The 15172-nt window shown below is 52.3% G+C and carries 17 protein-coding genes; 5 read left to right on the top strand and 12 right to left on the bottom strand.

Going from position 1 to position 15172, the window contains the following annotated elements:
• Positions 1-665: 665 nt before the first annotated feature.
• The 4 genes from K3T82_RS32890 to K3T82_RS32905 all read right to left on the bottom strand — a co-directional run bounded on the left by K3T82_RS32890 (position 666) and on the right by K3T82_RS32905 (position 3184).
• A complete protein-coding gene (locus tag K3T82_RS32890) occupies positions 666-1118 on the bottom strand; it encodes a hypothetical protein (protein ID WP_220197760.1) in 453 nt (150 codons plus the stop codon).
• A gap of 44 nt (positions 1119-1162) precedes the next feature.
• Positions 1163-1960 (bottom strand): winged helix-turn-helix domain-containing protein, encoded by a 798-nt coding sequence (locus tag K3T82_RS32895; protein ID WP_220197761.1) that lies wholly within the window; start codon positions 1958-1960, stop codon positions 1163-1165.
• 94 nt (positions 1961-2054) lie between these two features.
• Entirely contained in the window at positions 2055-2378 is a 324-nt protein-coding gene (locus K3T82_RS32900) for an MFS transporter (RefSeq protein WP_220197762.1), read from the bottom strand.
• Positions 2363-3184 carry an MFS transporter gene (locus tag K3T82_RS32905; protein WP_220197763.1) on the bottom strand — a complete coding sequence of 274 codons (822 nt, stop codon included), beginning with the start codon at positions 3182-3184 and terminating at the stop codon, positions 2363-2365. The genes K3T82_RS32900 and K3T82_RS32905 overlap by 16 nt, the downstream gene beginning before the upstream one ends.
• A gap of 13 nt (positions 3185-3197) precedes the next feature.
• Between K3T82_RS32905 and K3T82_RS32910 the strand changes: the two genes are divergently transcribed.
• Positions 3198-3419: a hypothetical protein gene (locus tag K3T82_RS32910; RefSeq protein WP_220197764.1), complete on the top strand. Its 222-nt coding sequence runs from the start codon at positions 3198-3200 to the stop codon at positions 3417-3419.
• A 62-nt stretch (positions 3420-3481) separates the two neighbouring features.
• On the opposite strand, the gene K3T82_RS32915 is transcribed toward K3T82_RS32910, so the two are convergent.
• From K3T82_RS32915 to K3T82_RS32935, 5 genes are all read right to left on the bottom strand, one after another.
• A complete protein-coding gene (locus K3T82_RS32915) occupies positions 3482-4681 on the bottom strand; it encodes a DUF2332 domain-containing protein (RefSeq protein WP_220197765.1) in 1200 nt (399 codons plus the stop codon).
• On the bottom strand, positions 4662-6044 hold the full coding sequence (locus K3T82_RS32920) for a hypothetical protein (RefSeq protein WP_220197766.1): 1383 nt from the start codon (positions 6042-6044) through the stop codon (positions 4662-4664). Before K3T82_RS32920 ends, K3T82_RS32915 begins: the two co-directional genes overlap by 20 nt.
• 80 nt (positions 6045-6124) lie before the next feature.
• Positions 6125-6676 (bottom strand): hypothetical protein, encoded by a 552-nt coding sequence (locus K3T82_RS32925; protein WP_220197767.1) that lies wholly within the window; start codon positions 6674-6676, stop codon positions 6125-6127.
• A 106-nt stretch (positions 6677-6782) separates the two neighbouring features.
• Positions 6783-7139 carry a hypothetical protein gene (locus K3T82_RS32930; protein ID WP_220197768.1) on the bottom strand — a complete coding sequence of 119 codons (357 nt, stop codon included), beginning with the start codon at positions 7137-7139 and terminating at the stop codon, positions 6783-6785.
• Entirely contained in the window at positions 7117-7542 is a 426-nt protein-coding gene (locus K3T82_RS32935) for a response regulator (protein WP_220197769.1), read from the bottom strand. Before K3T82_RS32935 ends, K3T82_RS32930 begins: the two co-directional genes overlap by 23 nt.
• A 370-nt stretch (positions 7543-7912) precedes the next feature.
• Here K3T82_RS32935 and K3T82_RS32940 point away from each other — a divergent pair, with 370 nt between their 5' ends.
• Both K3T82_RS32940 and K3T82_RS32945 read left to right on the top strand, forming a co-directional pair.
• The gene (locus K3T82_RS32940) at positions 7913-8407 is read left to right on the top strand and encodes a hypothetical protein (RefSeq protein ID WP_220197770.1); all 495 of its coding nucleotides are present in this window, start codon (positions 7913-7915) and stop codon (positions 8405-8407) included.
• 216 nt (positions 8408-8623) lie between these two features.
• A complete protein-coding gene (locus K3T82_RS32945; RefSeq protein WP_220197771.1) occupies positions 8624-8956 on the top strand; it encodes a cupin domain-containing protein in 333 nt (110 codons plus the stop codon).
• Between the two features lie 398 nt (positions 8957-9354).
• On the opposite strand, the gene K3T82_RS32950 is transcribed toward K3T82_RS32945, so the two are convergent.
• A complete protein-coding gene (locus K3T82_RS32950) occupies positions 9355-10701 on the bottom strand; it encodes an IS701 family transposase (RefSeq protein ID WP_236031708.1) in 1347 nt (448 codons plus the stop codon).
• 712 nt (positions 10702-11413) lie between these two features.
• On the opposite strand from K3T82_RS32950, the gene K3T82_RS32955 reads away from it, so the two are divergent.
• On the top strand, positions 11414-12280 hold the full coding sequence (locus K3T82_RS32955) for a nuclear transport factor 2 family protein (protein WP_220197772.1): 867 nt from the start codon (positions 11414-11416) through the stop codon (positions 12278-12280).
• 251 nt (positions 12281-12531) lie between these two features.
• Here the strand turns inward: K3T82_RS32955 and K3T82_RS32960 are convergent, their stop codons facing one another.
• On the bottom strand, positions 12532-12774 hold the full coding sequence (locus K3T82_RS32960; RefSeq protein WP_220197773.1) for a hypothetical protein: 243 nt from the start codon (positions 12772-12774) through the stop codon (positions 12532-12534).
• Positions 12732-13133, bottom strand: a complete 402-nt coding sequence (locus tag K3T82_RS32965; protein WP_220197774.1) for a hypothetical protein — start codon at positions 13131-13133, stop codon at positions 12732-12734. Before K3T82_RS32965 ends, K3T82_RS32960 begins: the two co-directional genes overlap by 43 nt.
• A 538-nt stretch (positions 13134-13671) precedes the next feature.
• Here K3T82_RS32965 and K3T82_RS32970 point away from each other — a divergent pair.
• Complete coding sequence (locus tag K3T82_RS32970) at positions 13672-15150, top strand: hypothetical protein (RefSeq protein ID WP_220197775.1); 1479 nt, start codon at positions 13672-13674, stop codon at positions 15148-15150.
• Positions 15151-15172: the final 22 nt, after the last annotated feature.

A 15172-nucleotide genomic window follows, 5' to 3' on the forward strand; every position in this document is an offset into this window, starting at 1 on the left:
GTTTCGCTCATAATACCATCTATAGTAAGTATTTGCATATAGTATGTCAAGAAGCAATTGCTAAGGTGTAAAGTGTGATATTAAGAGCAGAATGGAATCACTGAGATCAGTGTAAGGGAGAGCTGGCTCGTGAAGCCGATGAGAGATGAAGGCGAGTATTGACAATATGAAAGGGGAGGCGGGAAACGCAACTTCACAGACCGAGCGATTTGGTGTTTTGCTCCTCAATGACCTCCATGCATCACAAATCAGCCCTTCATTTCCTATTCGGAGAGATTTCACATGAGGAAGCATCTTCCTCACTATGAATATGGGTCAGATGATCATCAATACATGTAAAACAACATATAATGTCTTTAATTATTCTATAAATAATTGAAATTACCAACGGTTGGTAATTTGCCATCGTATCCACTTGCGTCCATTCCCGTTTGTTTCCCACGCCTTTCTCATGTGTGTCAGTGGAAAAATGCACACCGAAGGTTGGCATAAGAAGGCAGTGATACGGTTGCAATCGTATCACTGCCCGTTTGTGAGAAGCATGGAGGCTGAAGTCATGGGCAGGCAAGACCAATGCCATTCTCAAATGGGACAGCGGCGCAAGATCATACGTTGGAAAAGGTGCAACCAGGATGTATAGACACAACGCACAAAGAACAGCCATTTCATCGGGGGTTGCACCTTTCTTCTGATGTTTCATCTTGTGGTGTCTCAAGGAGACGCCAGGATGGATTGCCAAGGTAGTGTGCTACGAGCAGCAGATCCTGACGCAATGGCCCACACACCTGCTGTCTTACGACTTCCCTGAGTTGAGGGATGGCTTGCTTGGCCTGAGCCACCCGTTGCAACAGTGCATGCTGCTCTGGAACGACATTTCGTATCACTGGCTCCCAACATTGCAACCCGCTGAGAGCATCACACCCGCGATCTATGTCATCGAGCACATCTTCCATTTTCATTGCAAACTGAGCCAGATCTTCAAGCAGGCACGAAAGCGGGATCGATGAGGGATGAGACGCGCAAAAGGGAGAAGAGGATCTCTCCTCATCAGCCTTCTCGTGTGTTTGTTGTTGCGGTTTGAGTGCTGCCTCATTCTCAAGCAGCAGTGGGTATTTCATACGAACCATTCTCTTTCATCATATCCGTCCTTCCATAGACACCTCTAAGGCGTGCGTGGAAGGCGTCTACATGATTGACAAAATCGATAGCCCACCCTGGGCACGGTTTCCAAATAGGCTGGGTGGTTGGGGTCAGCTTCAAGCTTGAGGCGGAGCTGACGCATATAGACCCGTAGGTAATCGAGCTCGGTTCGATACCTCTCGCCCCACACCATATGTAACAGAGCCAGTCCCGTGAGCACAGTGCCTCCATCACGCATCAAGAGGTAGAGGAGAGCACATTCCGTGGTCGTCAGACTCACAGCGTGCCCACGAACCAAGGCACTCCGTTCATGTGGCATCAGACGAATCTGTCTGTCCTGGCTCTCCAATGCGAAGACGACTTCTCCCTGTCCGGGTGGCTCGTCAAGCTCCACCTGGCATTCACGTGCGCGCTTCACATGGCGGCGGAGCCGGGCCTGGAGTTCGTCTCTGCCGCAGGTGCTGAGTTGCAGATAATCATCAGCCCCAGCATCGAGCATGCGCGCAAGATGTACCTCGTCTGCCTGGGTTGCGTAGAGAACCAGAGGCAAATGAGGTGCAAGTTGACGAAGGTGCTGGACCTCATCAGCAGTGATACAGCGAAAGAGCACAACCTCTGGTTGCAAGAAGAAGAGAGCCATGGCAGAGGGTACCTCTTGTCGATGGGTGATAACAAACGCTCCTCCTACCAGCAATGGGATGAGCAGAGATGCCTCATGATGGGAACCAAGCAGGAGCAACCGTGTTCGCTCGATTCCCAACTCCTTGCACGCAGAACCATTCACTTTGTCTGTATTCCTCTTTTGTTGCCACCCACTCATCGGACGTGCCTCCTCTCTTAAAGCCACCCAAACACACGGTCTTCCGCCCTGCCATATGTTCCAAGAAGGAACACATAGCAGAGAGCATGTACGACTAGCGAACGGATTTGATGGGCACAATCAGTCCAGCCGCCAGCACACTTGAGAGCGCTGCGACCAGAAAGAGCATCGCATAATTGTTGCTTGATACGTTCAAAACAGAGGCTCCAATGATGGGGCTGAGAATGAGCGGCACGAAAATCGAGGTATAAAGCAAACCCAGATCCTTTCCACTACTCCCATTCTTGGGCAAGACCCGAATGGCAAGGGCGATATCGACCCCTACATAGAGCCCGAAACCACAGCCAAAGATCACCGCTGCACTCAGTGCTACCTCCCAGGAAGGCACCACAGCCAGGAGAGCTAAACCTCCTGCCATGATGACTGCCCACCAAGCACAAAGGGCTTGAGGCGCTGGACCAGGTGCGCAAGCAAACCACCAATGATCGAGAAGAGGAGCACACATCCCGTAGACAGCACTTGAAAGAGCGTCACTCCTGCTTTGGCTTCAGCCAGCGAGAAGCCAAGCCGGGCACGAAGCGAGAAGAGCAGATAGGCTCCCAGAATGGTAAAGCTGAGAAAGACCAGGCAGCGCGAGAGCACCGTCCAGGTAAAATCACGGACGCGTAAGGGAGCCACAAACCCACCAAGAAACGTGCGCCACTGAAAGGGTGGGCAATGCTCGCGGGCCAGTGGCGTCTCCCGGACCAGGAATAAGAAGGGAATTGTGCAGACCAGAGAAGCTCCAGCCAGCAGCAGATAGCCCTGGGAGGTATCGCCCGGCTGCGAGAACAGGGTCACCAGCAGCAACCCCAGCATGCCACCAACAATGGGAGCCATCCCATTGAGGGCGGACAGCAGCGAACGACGCGCTGAGGGAACCTGATCGGGCAGAATGGCCGTCACACAGGAGAGCACCATATCAACTCCGATCTGCGCCAGAATCTCTCCGATGAGCAACACTGAAATACTGGTCGCGCGAGCCATGAGCAGCAACCCACAGACCGCAACCAGGAGGCCACCACTGATCCAAGGATGGCGGCGTCCACTTCGATGAGTGGTCCTGTCGGAGAGCGCCCCAGAGAGGGGAGAGGCAATGAGCCCGGCAAACGCTCCAATGGAAGCCACCAGCGCGAAGGTCGTATTGGTTGACACAGGATCAAGAGCACTGACTTGAATGGGCAAAAGGAGCTGCTTGATGCACACGCTCGAAAGGCCGCCAACGGCACTTGCCAGGGTAAAGGCGATGCGAAAGCGCACTGTGAGAGGAGCGACGGAAACCGTGTGCGGATCGGTGATTGGTGCCTGTGCTGAGAGCGGTGTCTCAGAGAGCCCCTCTTCTCCCCCTGAGGATCTGCATGAGAGGATGGTGATGGCAAGGATGCATCAGACATACCAGAAACTCCATTTCTCATTATAATGGCGCAGATGGCACCCTCACTCTTCCAGAGAGGGAAGGTGCTCTCCTGCGCGAGGTGGCTATTAGAAGGTGGTCAGCCAGCGCATGTGTTCTCCATGCACCGAGCAGTCTGCGAGATGCGTATAGCGAGCGAGCTTCCCGCTATGGTAGGCAAAGAGTTCCAGGCGAGGAGACTGCCACTGCGCCGCGTTTATCTCCAGAGAGACACGATACAGATCACGTGTCGCGGACGCCTCCTCAATGAGCGCAAGGATCTGATCACGCACCTGCACTGGCCCTTGCTCCAGAGCGTAACTGTGATAGATGCAGGGCGTGACCCCCGGAGGTAATGCTTCCAGCACCGTTGGGAGCATCTCACAGGCATCGCCCTTGATAATCGAAAGAGGATGCTCCTTTCGGGCCATACTGATCGTCGCCCGCAAGAGCTGATGACGCGCCATTTCTTCGGGCCAAATACAGGCCCTCAACAGACGTTGATCCTCTTCTTTCTCAATATCGAGAGGAGCCAGATCAATCCCGACACGTTGAGCAACTGGCGGCATGGTGATGCCATACGGCAAGGGGGGGCGCATATCCCCTGCGAGCGTGCAACGAATTAATGCTGGAGAAAGCGGGTTGCCAAAGGAAGCCAGCACTCGTGGTTGTTCATCCTGGGGGTCGTCACCATCCAGATAATAGTAGCGATACTGGTCCCATCTGAGGTTGAGGCCAGCGCTACAGCCAATCTCAATCATGGCAAGGGGGCGACGATGCCCCAACCGAAAGACAGACTCGAAGGCTGGAACGAGGTTTGAACACCGCGTCGGCTCGTTGGTTTGCAGGCGCATAGTGGGCAGCATCTGTTGGAATGCCTTCTGGTGCCGAAGGCAAAAGTCGCGAAAGTATGGGTACGCCTCCCCAACTGGGCATGGAGATGAGGTGAATGAAGGGTAAAAGGCCGCCAGCGGATCGCCTGGCTCACCGTAAAGCAGAACATTGACCGCCGTAAAGAACGTGACCAGGATGGGTTGATCAGGATCGACAAGCGCAACCAGTGCCTCCATCTCATGGTCCTCCTCAAGCTGTTGTGCGAAGCTCTCATAGAGAGGTGAGATCTGAGCAAATGCGACCCTCGTATAGCGCCCCCATTGCCTGGGATCAGCAATCTCTTGCGGTGGGTGCGGGAGCCGGTGCTCCTGTGATTCCTCAGGCTCCGTCGTTGCCTGGAGAAGCAACGGGTCGTGATCAGGAAGACGGTGGGTATTAGAGATATTGTCGGTCATCGTGAATCTCCTTGTGAGTGGCATGGAAGGGTGGCATGGGCGATGAAAACGAAGCTGGAACGACAAACTGCTGTTGTGGCTGCAAAGAGAGAGGGGTAGCAGACAACGAGTGCGCACCTCCTTTGTTCTCCTGAGTTGGCAAGGTGGCAGGATCAGGCAACCCGGATACATATGTCGGCGTGAGAGCGCCTGCGACTCCAGCTCGCGCTGGCTCAGTTGTCGAGGGGAGGAGCCAATATCCTTGCAAGGGAGAGAAGAAGGGTTCCAGGAGCACCAGTTGCTCCGGCACGACAAATGGGCGTTGCTCATAGAGCGCCTGAGCCACCGCCTCCTTGAGCAGCGCCTGCTCCTGTGTGAGACGTTGGGTAATGTGATGGGATGCTTTGTGCTGATGGACGGTCAGCCGCAGAGTTTGGACCTCTCTCGCATCCACCACAGCTCTCTCGTAGCGGGTCAGGAGGCCATTGAGCATCCCTCCCAGTGCCCAAAACTTCCCTCCCTGCTGATTGGCAACACGAACGTTTAGTTTTCCACTGACTGCCTGGGTAAGCGTGGCCTCAATTTCAGCAAGAGCCTCTTGCAAAGATTGAGCATCTTGATCACGCTGCGCCCTCAGCGTCGCCATATCATGATGCAATCGTGCAGTCTCTTCCGCCATATTTGCCCGCTGGGTATTCGAGCGGGCGTGAGAATTGAGAATCCAGAGCACTCCCGCAATAAAGAGATGGACCTGGAAGACGCGAATAAGCATCGTGAAGAGACTTGTTGACGACATTGCCGCCAGATCAGCAGCATGTGGGGCAAAGAAGAGTTCATAGGTGCTAAAGAGCAGGTTGATGACGAGTGGCACTGTGATCCATGGGGAAGGGAGGATAGCCCCGATGAACAGCTCGGAAAAGACGAGCAAATAGAGGATATCTTTGTCCATGAGCCCCAATCCACCAGGAGCACGCAGGATGCTCAGATACATCCCCGTATTGATGGAAAGACACAGCAGAAGCCCAACCAGATTGACATGTTTTCTTCGGTTGAGCACGACACCAATACCGATAGCGACCCATACAATGAGTGCTGTGTATAAGATCTGCTTGTTTGGTCCAAAGAAACCGATAGCGGCAACGGCCACAAGAATGATGGCAAGAAACAACATAACGGCACTAGCAATACGAGCACGACGCACGACATCACGCTGTGCGAAGGTGGCTCCTGGTGGCGCGTCTGCGGGAGCACTGACCCGATACCACCAGGCGAGCATCCCTCCCCGCCAAAAGTTTTGATCGCCAAAACTGTTATAGGACCATGTGTCCGTGGAGACAGTGCCTCCCTTGCCTGAAGGGGGCAAAGAATGCGGTGAATGAGACATACAACGTCCTTTCTGAGAAACAAAATACTGACATGAAAGAGCTCCTGAAGGGGTGCAAAGCACATCACCTCCTTTCTCGTTCAGCTTGATAACACTTGCCAGGTAATTAACTGCTGCTCCAAGAGTGTGTGCATCACCTGTTGCATGCTTTCTCCTGAGAGGCAAAGCAAGCGAGCGATATCATCACAACTGCGCGTTCCATTACTCAAGAGAAAGACCTGACGACCTTTGGGCGACAACAACGTGACACGACGGTCATGGAGATCTGCTGCCTGTTTAGGAACGGTAGACGAGACAACCTCTCTCTCTGTCGTGCTATTTTCCTGCCTTAGAGCATTCTCAGGTGTCAACAATGAGAGCGGCTGGCGCGGCATGACCTGCCAATCGAGGATTCCTGCCTGAGCCAGCAGATGGAATGCCGCATCTCCCTGAGCAAGACAGACCCCACCCTGAAGCAAGCGAATGTCACACGAGAGCACTTCGCCCCTCTCAAGCACGAGTTGGATGAGCGCATCAAGCGTCTGTCCCTGCTGCATGAGCGAGAAGGTCGCCTGAAGCGATGCGGTTTCCTGCAATGTACGCATCGTCTCAAGCAGGATGCGCACTGGGAGTTGGTAGATATGTGGCTCCATAGTATTGTCTCCTCCTCAAGCTGCATATCGATTCTCATGAATGCAGAATCCTTGATCATCACCATCACACAAAAAGCTTCCTATTCTCGTGGCATCAGAGGTCGCATCAGGAGCCTTCTAATGGCGTCTCTTGTCCTTCCTTCTCATCCTGGTTTTTCCGATTCCAGGGAACCCTCTCGATGGCCTCCCAGAGATGAGAGAGCGGAACTTCCTGATAGGCGAAGACATCTTCATCGCGTTCGAGTATCCGCTTCACACGCTGCCGGAATGTGGTGGCTTCTTGTTTCACCAGGAGCCAGATAACTCCTTCATGACGGCGCTTGCTCACACCACTATAGATAATCCGCGCTGCTTGGGAAGCCTCGATGTGAATATGATCTTGAAGTTCTTCAAACAATTGTTGGGTGCTGCCCTCGCGCACAAGCAGCACAAACAACGTGCTATGAGAGAACGGATGTAACATGTGTGCCCCTCTCTCTCAGTGTGCTTCTCGATATGAGCAGTTGGGAGGCACACTCACAAATCGTTGCGGGAAGAAATGGTTTGGAAATGTGGCCCTCCCCACCTGCCAAGCGGCATTTAAGGTGATCGATCACGCCATCATAGCGCGTGAGGAAAATCACAGGAATATGTGCCAAGCGCTCAGAGTGTTTGATGCGAAGCGCCACTTGATACCCATTTAACTTCGGCATATTAAGATCCAGAAACACCAGATCAGGAAGAGGCGTATGTGGTTGTGATAAGTGATGGAGCGCCTCCACGCCATCTGGAAAACTCTGGACGAGAAAACCTTCGTGTGCTAAGAACACTTCAGCGATCCTCCTGATCGTCGGGGAATCGTCGATAATAGCTATAGATCCACGCATGGAAGCCTCCAACAGAATGAGACGTGTAACGTTCTTTCCCATTAGCGAAACATGTTCGAGAAGAGCAAATTCCTTTTGCAGTGCCAGAGACTATTTTACGTGTATTTCCAGACAAACAGAATTTTTTTTTAACGTTTCTTTCACACTTTTTACACACTTTTTTACGTCTTTTTTCACCATAGGAGAGATTTGAAAAGCATTATTCAATATGAAGGTTGTATAGAGCGAAATCCGTGCAAAAGCATAGATAGAACAGCTGTTGGCAGTGTGCTATACTCCGATCAATGGATGGTGATGGTCTGTAGCACCCTCCAAAGGCAGTTCCACCGCAGTGATCTCATGATCTCGCCGTCGCAGAAGGGATATGAACATGGAAGAACTGCAGAGGCAAAGAAACGAACTCCCACCGCCGGGTACGTTCCCAAATCATCTTGACCAACGTATTCGTCATCTGGGTTTCCAAAAAGCACGGCTTGCAAAAGAGCTTGACGTGAGTCTAACCACATTCTCTCTCTATGTGACGGGCAGCTGTGTGGTGCCTCACGACCTGCGTGCAGTGTTCGCAGACGCACTCACATGTTCCGTAGACGAGCTTTTCCCTTCCTATGCGCAAAAGACTCCCTCGCAGGTATGTGTGCAAGAAAAGTTGCACATACAACTACAGCATCACCCATCCGCAAGCCCTTCTGCCAGTTCATGTTTTTCGGTCGATATCATCCCAACCACGGGGGCACTCTGGTTTGCGCTGAAACAGAAACAATGGGAGATGCTTGTTGAGTCTTATTCAGGGGATATTGCCTCTTGTAGTACCCTTCAATCCCAACTTGATCAGGAGTTTGATCTGCTCACGCGTAAATCTCCCTGAATGCGTCTGCAATCCGTGTCCTCCATCGGCTCTGTGGGACCCACGGATTGCACAACGAGATTCAAAAAAACGGAATAGAAAAGGAAACACATACCATCTCATGTCCAACATGCTTGCCAGTCTGGAGGGGTTTCGCGTCAGTTTTCAACCTGCTGAACCAGAGTGAAGTGTGATTCGCCCCGGAAAGGCGTGTTTTCAACAAAGGAGAAAGAACCTATGGCAACCATTCTTCCCAAAGAGCAGCTTGAAAATGGCTACTTGTTTCAAGGAAAGAACTATGGAGATATACCCATTTCGTTTTTCTGGATGCAGCTTCCGCCTGATGGAGAACCCAAGCTACACTACCACCCATATGACGAGATTTTTATCGTTCTGGAGGGTCGCGCCACGTTCACGGTGGGTGAGAATACGTTAGAGGTCGAGGCAGGAAACGTCGTAATCGGCCCAGCCAATGTGCCTCACAAGTTCAGCAGAGCGGGTTCGGAGAACTTGAGAATCGTCACGATCCATCCGAGTCCAAAGACCATCGGAACACGAGCTGAGGACTGAGACAAGGAACGGTTACACGAAAGCACACTCTATGGCCTATGAGGACACGCATGGGAAACAACACATCTATCGATGAGCAAAAGACTGAAATCCAAACACCCAAGAGCCAAATTTGGTGGCAGCAATGGAAACATCTCGTACATGCATCCACCTTAGCCATGGTCGTTGGAATACTCCTAGGATGGGTATTCATCAAAGGAGGATCTGCTCTGATCTCGAACCATCTGTCCTTTGGAGTACTCGTTGAGCAAATAGGGGCATCTATCATCATTGGAGGAATTTCCTCCCCACTGTGGCTAGGCCTTTTTCTCTTCTTTGGCTTGAGAAAGAGGCGGAAGTAAGCAGGTGGGCTTCACCTATTGTTCCAGACAGCTGAGCTCGACTTTGTACATTTCCAACTAAAAACAGGCAGCGAAAAGCAGACGATCAAGCGTGGAACGAGGGAGCAATCCCACATCAGGATCAGACCCCGATGTGGGAATAATCTGCTGGTGCCAGATGAGCTGCCGTACCGCCGCCAGCACATCATGAAAGGTGGCAGCTGTTTTGCGATACCAAGCAGTCTGCTCAATATGGATTGACTTGTGACAAGCGAGCTGATGGCCAATGAGGGCCACCAAGCTGTAGGTAGCTAACAACAAGGGCGTGCTACGCTCAATTGCGAGATCCGACCATTGCCTCTGGGTTTCGATGCCCAAATGGGCACGTGACTCCTCAAACGTGCATTCCAGGCTCCAGCGTTTCATGAAGGTGCGGATGATCCGGAGGGCATCAAGGCTTGGATCAGTACACATGAGAGCTTTCGATTCCCGCTTGCCCTCTGGATCACGAGTCAGGACCCAGCGAATAGGCAAAGGAGGAGAGCCGAAGCGGTACCACAGAGCCGTCCCGCTGCACCACTGCACCTTTCGCTTGCCTTGCCCGTACCAGAGGAGCTCCTCTTCTTGCCAGTACGTCTCAGGATCAGCAAGCACCTGCTCCAAAGAAGGAAGGCGTGGTCCCACCACCTGGGGCTTACCCCCCTTGCGGCGCTGCTCGATGGGAGGGGGAAGCTCTCGTAAGACGCTATCCAAGCGCATAGAAGTGATGGTGCTCACCTGGCGTTTGCTGGCGTGGACTCCCAATTCCAGCACATTGTAGGCGCTATCGCCCAGCACCCGAAACTGGCGGTCTGGAAGCCAACGATGCAACAGGCTGATCATCTGGGCCGCCCACATGGCGATGGTTTTGTGCCGTTTGCCCAGGCTTTCACTCACCGAGGGGGAGGTAGTCAGCACCACCAGGAAGGGCAAGGCCCAGGGCTGCTTGCAAAAGTTGGGGGTGACGACCACGGCCATGACCATCCAGCGCAACCCAGGGCTACTGACGGAGCGTTCTTTGCTGGAAAGGTGGCTGTCGCGATAGTGCCCGCGCTTGCTGATCTGGGCTCCCCATCGTCGTTCCAGCGTTTCGTCAATACCGATATCAATGGGAGCATCTGCCGGGACAAACGTTTCAAGGATGAGCTGCAATAAACACCGGCTGGCTGCCAATGGCGACCAACGGGCTCGATTGAGCACCTGATGATACAAGCTCCAATTCTCCGTGTGCTGCTCCCCGCTAAAGCGTAAGGCACTACAAACGGTTCGGCGGCCATGCGCGAGAAGCGTTCCCGTGAGTAAGATCATCAGTTTTCTCCAGGTTGGAGCAGTGAAGAGTGGCCCCATTTCGGCCACAACGTTTAAAATAGTTTCTGGAAGGGGCATGCATTTCTCCTGAGATCAGATTGGCTTTGAGCAGCTCTATCTTATCTCATTGAGGAATCCATGCCTTCCTTCTTCGTCATTTTGTACAAAGTCGAGCTGAGGAGGAGAATATGTTCTGGGAGCGCGGCTGGCATCAACATCAAAAGGTGCTTCATCTAGCACACTGCAAGCCCTCCTCTGGAGGGCTTGCAGTGTGCTATGAACGTCCTGATCGTGTCATGCGGAAGCAGGAAGCAATAGATGGTAAATGCCGTACCAAGTGAGCGGGTTTTGCCCGCCGATGGAAGCACTTGCCCTCCCATGTGAGCACTGGTACCAAACTCCTTGAGCAAACCGCTTCACATCTGGGTATCAGCAGAGAAGAGTGGAAATAACAACGAGATCTACACCCCTAGTTGGTCCGATGGGGAGTATGCAATTTGACACACTGGCGTATGAGGTGGTTGTGCTGCATGCAGGCTAGGTAGGACAGCGTTTTAGCGGCCTGATCTCTCCGCGTTGACCTGAGCTGCAGCCGCAGTCAAGCAACAACTGGACCCATGCCAGATCCGTCTTTATCCTCGTCGCCGCCGCTAGTAGTAAACAGGTGCGCGGTTCTCCATTGGGGTCAACGCGCAGACATGAGGCGCAAGCGCTTTTTCAGTCAGGATACAACATATGCTACAATAAAGCCTAAAAGCAGAGATACACATGGATGCAAAGGAATAACAAAATGCAACAAACAGCGGGAGAGATGTTCTATTATCGCCTGAGCAGCGCTATCGAAGCACAGGATCTTGCCACCCTGGAAACTCTATATCATCCCGACGCCACCCTGATCTCCCTCACGACTGGACAGATCATCCAGGGGCGAGCCGCCATCATGGCAACCATCAAACAGACCCTCTCAGTCACCAGTCCCATCAAACCGATAGCCATTGAGAGCTTCGTTGAACTCTCGGATGATATTATCTGTGTCGAGGCCACCCAGTCTACTCGCTTCACCCAGAACCGCCAGGCCTATGATATCTATTTGCTCCAGGCAGGCGTCATACGCAATCATTTCAGCGGCATGATTTCGCCACGTCAGCCCGCTACTCCACTCCATCTCGGAGCCCCAGCCACACCTGAGCAGCACTTTCACCGTCGCTACTGGACCGCTCGACAGGCACAGAATCTCGCCCAACTTCGCACCCTCTATCACCCCGACACTATCAGTATCTCCGTCAGCGGCGGTTCCGTCACCCAGGGATACGATACCATTGAGAACAACTTTCAACAAGAGACGCGCGAATTGGGTCCTTCGCGGCTCAAGGCTCTCACCCGCTTCATCGAAGATTCCGATCTGATCTGCACCGAAGGGACCTTCACCATTGATATAGACCCCGGCATGTCTCTTACCAGGGTTCCCCTAGATCTGCAATTCTACAACATCTTTCTCCTGCGGGCCGGAGTCATTCGCCTGACCTTCAGTGGCCTCATTTCCCCCCGCCCCGCCGAACTCAAAGAGGCTTTCAAGCTCATTGCCGAGCGTCGCCGCAAAGCGCTGGGCATGACGTGGGACGCCTTTATAACCTCCCGGCGCCGCTGGGGGTTATAAGGGGTGTGGATCTCGTTGTTATTTCCACTCTTCTCTGCTGATACCCCAGATGTGAAGCGGTTTGCTCAAGGAGTTTTGTACCAGTGCTCACATGGGAGGGCAAGTGCTTCCATCGGCGGGCAAAACCCGCTCACTTGGTACGGCATTTACCAATAGAGAAGCTTGTCCAGCGCTATGAAGCCGTGCAGAAATTGGTGAAGGAAGGAATCAGCCATCGGGAAATTGCACGACGACTGCACATGCACCGAGAGTCAGTCATCCGCTCTGCTAGGGCCGATCACTTTCCCGAAAACCAAAGCAGCCATCTCGGCTTCTGCTGTTTGCGCCACTTCCATGTATGCACCCATGTGCTCAGTGAGTCGGCGGGCAGTTTCGGCAGTACTCAGTATGCCAAGGAGTGTGGCGAGCATCTGTGCTGCCTGTTCGAAAGGCATCCAACCGGCGAGGTGGACTAGATGCTCCTGCTGGCGAGGAGCCAGTGTTCCTGGCAGCAAGCCAAGCTCCTCATCGAGGGGAAAAAGACCATGTCGGCAGATGGGACACTAACCGTAGGTTCTCTCCAGCTGGACGCATTCTCCGCCATTACCTTGTAGGGTTCGCTGGCGCTTGCCTCGTAACTGTAAGGGAACGGCGCAGGTAGGACACAAGGGGGCTGGCTGTTCGGATATTTCCCCCACTCGCGGTTCGCGCTCGCCTGAGCAGCCTCTTGCAGGATCTGTGCCTCCAGTTGCATCATGCGTCGATGCACCTCGTCTTCGATCTCCACAAAGGTCGCTATAGGATGGGCTTGCCGCCACGTTTTGATGTTCGTCAGGATCTCGGCGCTCTTGTGAAGCCAAGCACGTTCATCCATTTTTCTTCTGCCTGCTCCTTTTCTTTCAGATCCGACTATCGTAGCATCTTTCCTTTGGCCTAAACAGACTCGACGCAAAAAAATGTGGGACACCCATTGGCACAAGGCAACTAGGAAGAAACTAACACCAGGAACTTTTTCCGAATAATTTGATCAACGCATATAGTGTCAGGTCTACTAAAGATAATGGTAGCCGAAGCTCTTAATGTGAATTCCACCACATATTTAGAGAAGAGCATGTTCTTTTTCCCATACAGAAATCATTCCACATGTATTGGCAATTTTTCGCCATTTTTTAAACTCTTCTTTCACGTTTTTTTCACTCTTTTTTGCGTCTTTTTTAATTATGGGAGCTATTTAGACAGCATTATTTAACATGAAGGTTGTATACAGCAAAATCCGTGCAAAAGCATAGATAGAACAGTTGTTGACAGTGTGCTATACTCCGATCAATGGATGGTGATGGCCTGTAGCACCCTCCAAAGGCAGTTCCACCACAGTGATCTCATGCTCTCGCCGTTGCAGAAGGGAGATGGACATGGAAGAACAGCAGAGGCAAAGAAACGAACTCCCACCGCCGGGTACGTTCCCAAATCATCTTGACCAACGTATTCGTCATCTGGGCTTCCAAAAAGCACGGCTTGCAAAAGAGCTTGACGTGAGTCCAACCACATTCTCTCTCTATGTGACGGGTCGTCGTGCAGTGCCTCATGACCTGCGAACACCGCACACAGGCGCACTCACGTGTTCCGTTGATGAGCTTTTCCCTCCCTATGCGCAAGAGACTCCCTCGCAGGTAGGTTTGCAAGAGAAGTTGCACACACAACGACAGCATCATCCACGCATCGCCCATCAGCAAGCCCTTCTGCCAGTTCATGTTTTTTCGGTCGATATCATCTCGACCACAGGTGTACTTTGGTTTGCGCTAAAACAAAAACAATGGAAGATGCTTGTTGAATCTTATTCAGGGGATGTCGCCTCTTGTAGTACCCTTCAATCCCAACTTGATCAGGAATATATGTACTCACGCCGTCAATCCCTTGTCTCCATTGCCGCTTTGCCCATCTTGTTTATTGCAAGATTAGGGAAGGGTGCAGAGACCCCTTCCTATGGTGCAGAAGATCTCTTACCCTATTGTGCCGCCAGTGTGACGGCTTGTTGGCATCTCATGAGGGGCAGTGATTTTGCCATCGTAGAGGAAATCATTGCCAAATATGTACCTGCTCTGGAATATCTCGCTCAACATCCCTCAGCCTATCAGACAGAAGCTGCTCGACTGGCAACCCAAGTGTTTCGTCTGCGGGGCATCCTCGCGTTACATCGTGATGATCAACATGCACGCGAAACCTATTTTCGGCAAGCTGTTCTCTATGGGAAAATGCTCCATGCTCCCGATCTACGCACAGCAGCGCTCATCTCCCTGGCGTATCATCAGTCCAATCCCAACCATGCAGGAAACGTGTATGAGCAAGCCCTTCCTTTAGATCATACACAGGTTCCACTGCTTCAATCTCGCCTCTATGCAGAATTAGCAGTCGTTTCTGCGAAGAAGAAACAGCACCAACTGGCACTTGAATATCTCAGGCGTTCACAAGATCTCTATCCTGAGCAACAGGAGCGCGATCCGAGCTTTCTCTGCGCTGAATTTAGCCCCTCCTCCTTGATTATGGAGAATGGAAGAACCTACCTCGCATTACATGAATACTTTCCTGATGCTGGCTATGATCACCAAGCGATGCAGACCTTCCAACGCCTCTCGGCGACCCCAGAAGAATGCGTTATTCCTGAACGGATTCGTATGGAAGTGATTAATTATCAGGCCAAAGCGGACCTGTACGAGAAAAAGCTTGATATGGCATGCGAGTTTCTCGCCAAAGGAATAGAAGGGGCGCAGCAGCTTGGCAGTAAGAAACGGAGGCGAGAGGCATGGGAAACGTACCAGGCAATGAAGCAGCGCTATCCAGATGAAAAGCGACTCGAACAGATTGCCGACCTCTTTGTCGCAACAAGTCACTAAAATCACGCGATCATGAATATTT

It is taken from the genome of Ktedonospora formicarum, assembly GCF_016587355.1.
Classification (GTDB): Bacteria; Chloroflexota; Ktedonobacteria; order Ktedonobacterales; family Ktedonobacteraceae; genus Ktedonobacter; species Ktedonobacter formicarum.

Coding starts and splice junctions, on each gene's coding strand:
- K3T82_RS32895 (WP_220197761.1), bottom strand. CDS start 1,960: ATGAGTGGGTGGCAACAAAAGAGGAATACAGACAAAGTGAATGGTTCT.
- K3T82_RS32955 (WP_220197772.1), top strand. CDS start 11,414: ATGCAACAAACAGCGGGAGAGATGTTCTATTATCGCCTGAGCAGCGCT.
- K3T82_RS32965 (WP_220197774.1), bottom strand. CDS start 13,133: ATGGATGAACGTGCTTGGCTTCACAAGAGCGCCGAGATCCTGACGAAC.
- K3T82_RS32935 (WP_220197769.1), bottom strand. CDS start 7,542: ATGCGTGGATCTATAGCTATTATCGACGATTCCCCGACGATCAGGAGG.
- K3T82_RS32930 (WP_220197768.1), bottom strand. CDS start 7,139: ATGTTACATCCGTTCTCTCATAGCACGTTGTTTGTGCTGCTTGTGCGC.
- K3T82_RS32950 (WP_236031708.1), bottom strand. CDS start 10,701: ATGCCCCTTCCAGAAACTATTTTAAACGTTGTGGCCGAAATGGGGCCA.
- K3T82_RS32915 (WP_220197765.1), bottom strand. CDS start 4,681: ATGACCGACAATATCTCTAATACCCACCGTCTTCCTGATCACGACCCG.
- K3T82_RS32940 (WP_220197770.1), top strand. CDS start 7,913: ATGGAAGAACTGCAGAGGCAAAGAAACGAACTCCCACCGCCGGGTACG.
- K3T82_RS32900 (WP_220197762.1), bottom strand. CDS start 2,378: ATGGCAGGAGGTTTAGCTCTCCTGGCTGTGGTGCCTTCCTGGGAGGTA.
- K3T82_RS32890 (WP_220197760.1), bottom strand. CDS start 1,118: ATGAAATACCCACTGCTGCTTGAGAATGAGGCAGCACTCAAACCGCAA.
- K3T82_RS32970 (WP_220197775.1), top strand. CDS start 13,672: ATGGAAGAACAGCAGAGGCAAAGAAACGAACTCCCACCGCCGGGTACG.
- K3T82_RS32910 (WP_220197764.1), top strand. CDS start 3,198: ATGCACACGCTCGAAAGGCCGCCAACGGCACTTGCCAGGGTAAAGGCG.
- K3T82_RS32920 (WP_220197766.1), bottom strand. CDS start 6,044: ATGTCTCATTCACCGCATTCTTTGCCCCCTTCAGGCAAGGGAGGCACT.
- K3T82_RS32945 (WP_220197771.1), top strand. CDS start 8,624: ATGGCAACCATTCTTCCCAAAGAGCAGCTTGAAAATGGCTACTTGTTT.
- K3T82_RS32925 (WP_220197767.1), bottom strand. CDS start 6,676: ATGGAGCCACATATCTACCAACTCCCAGTGCGCATCCTGCTTGAGACG.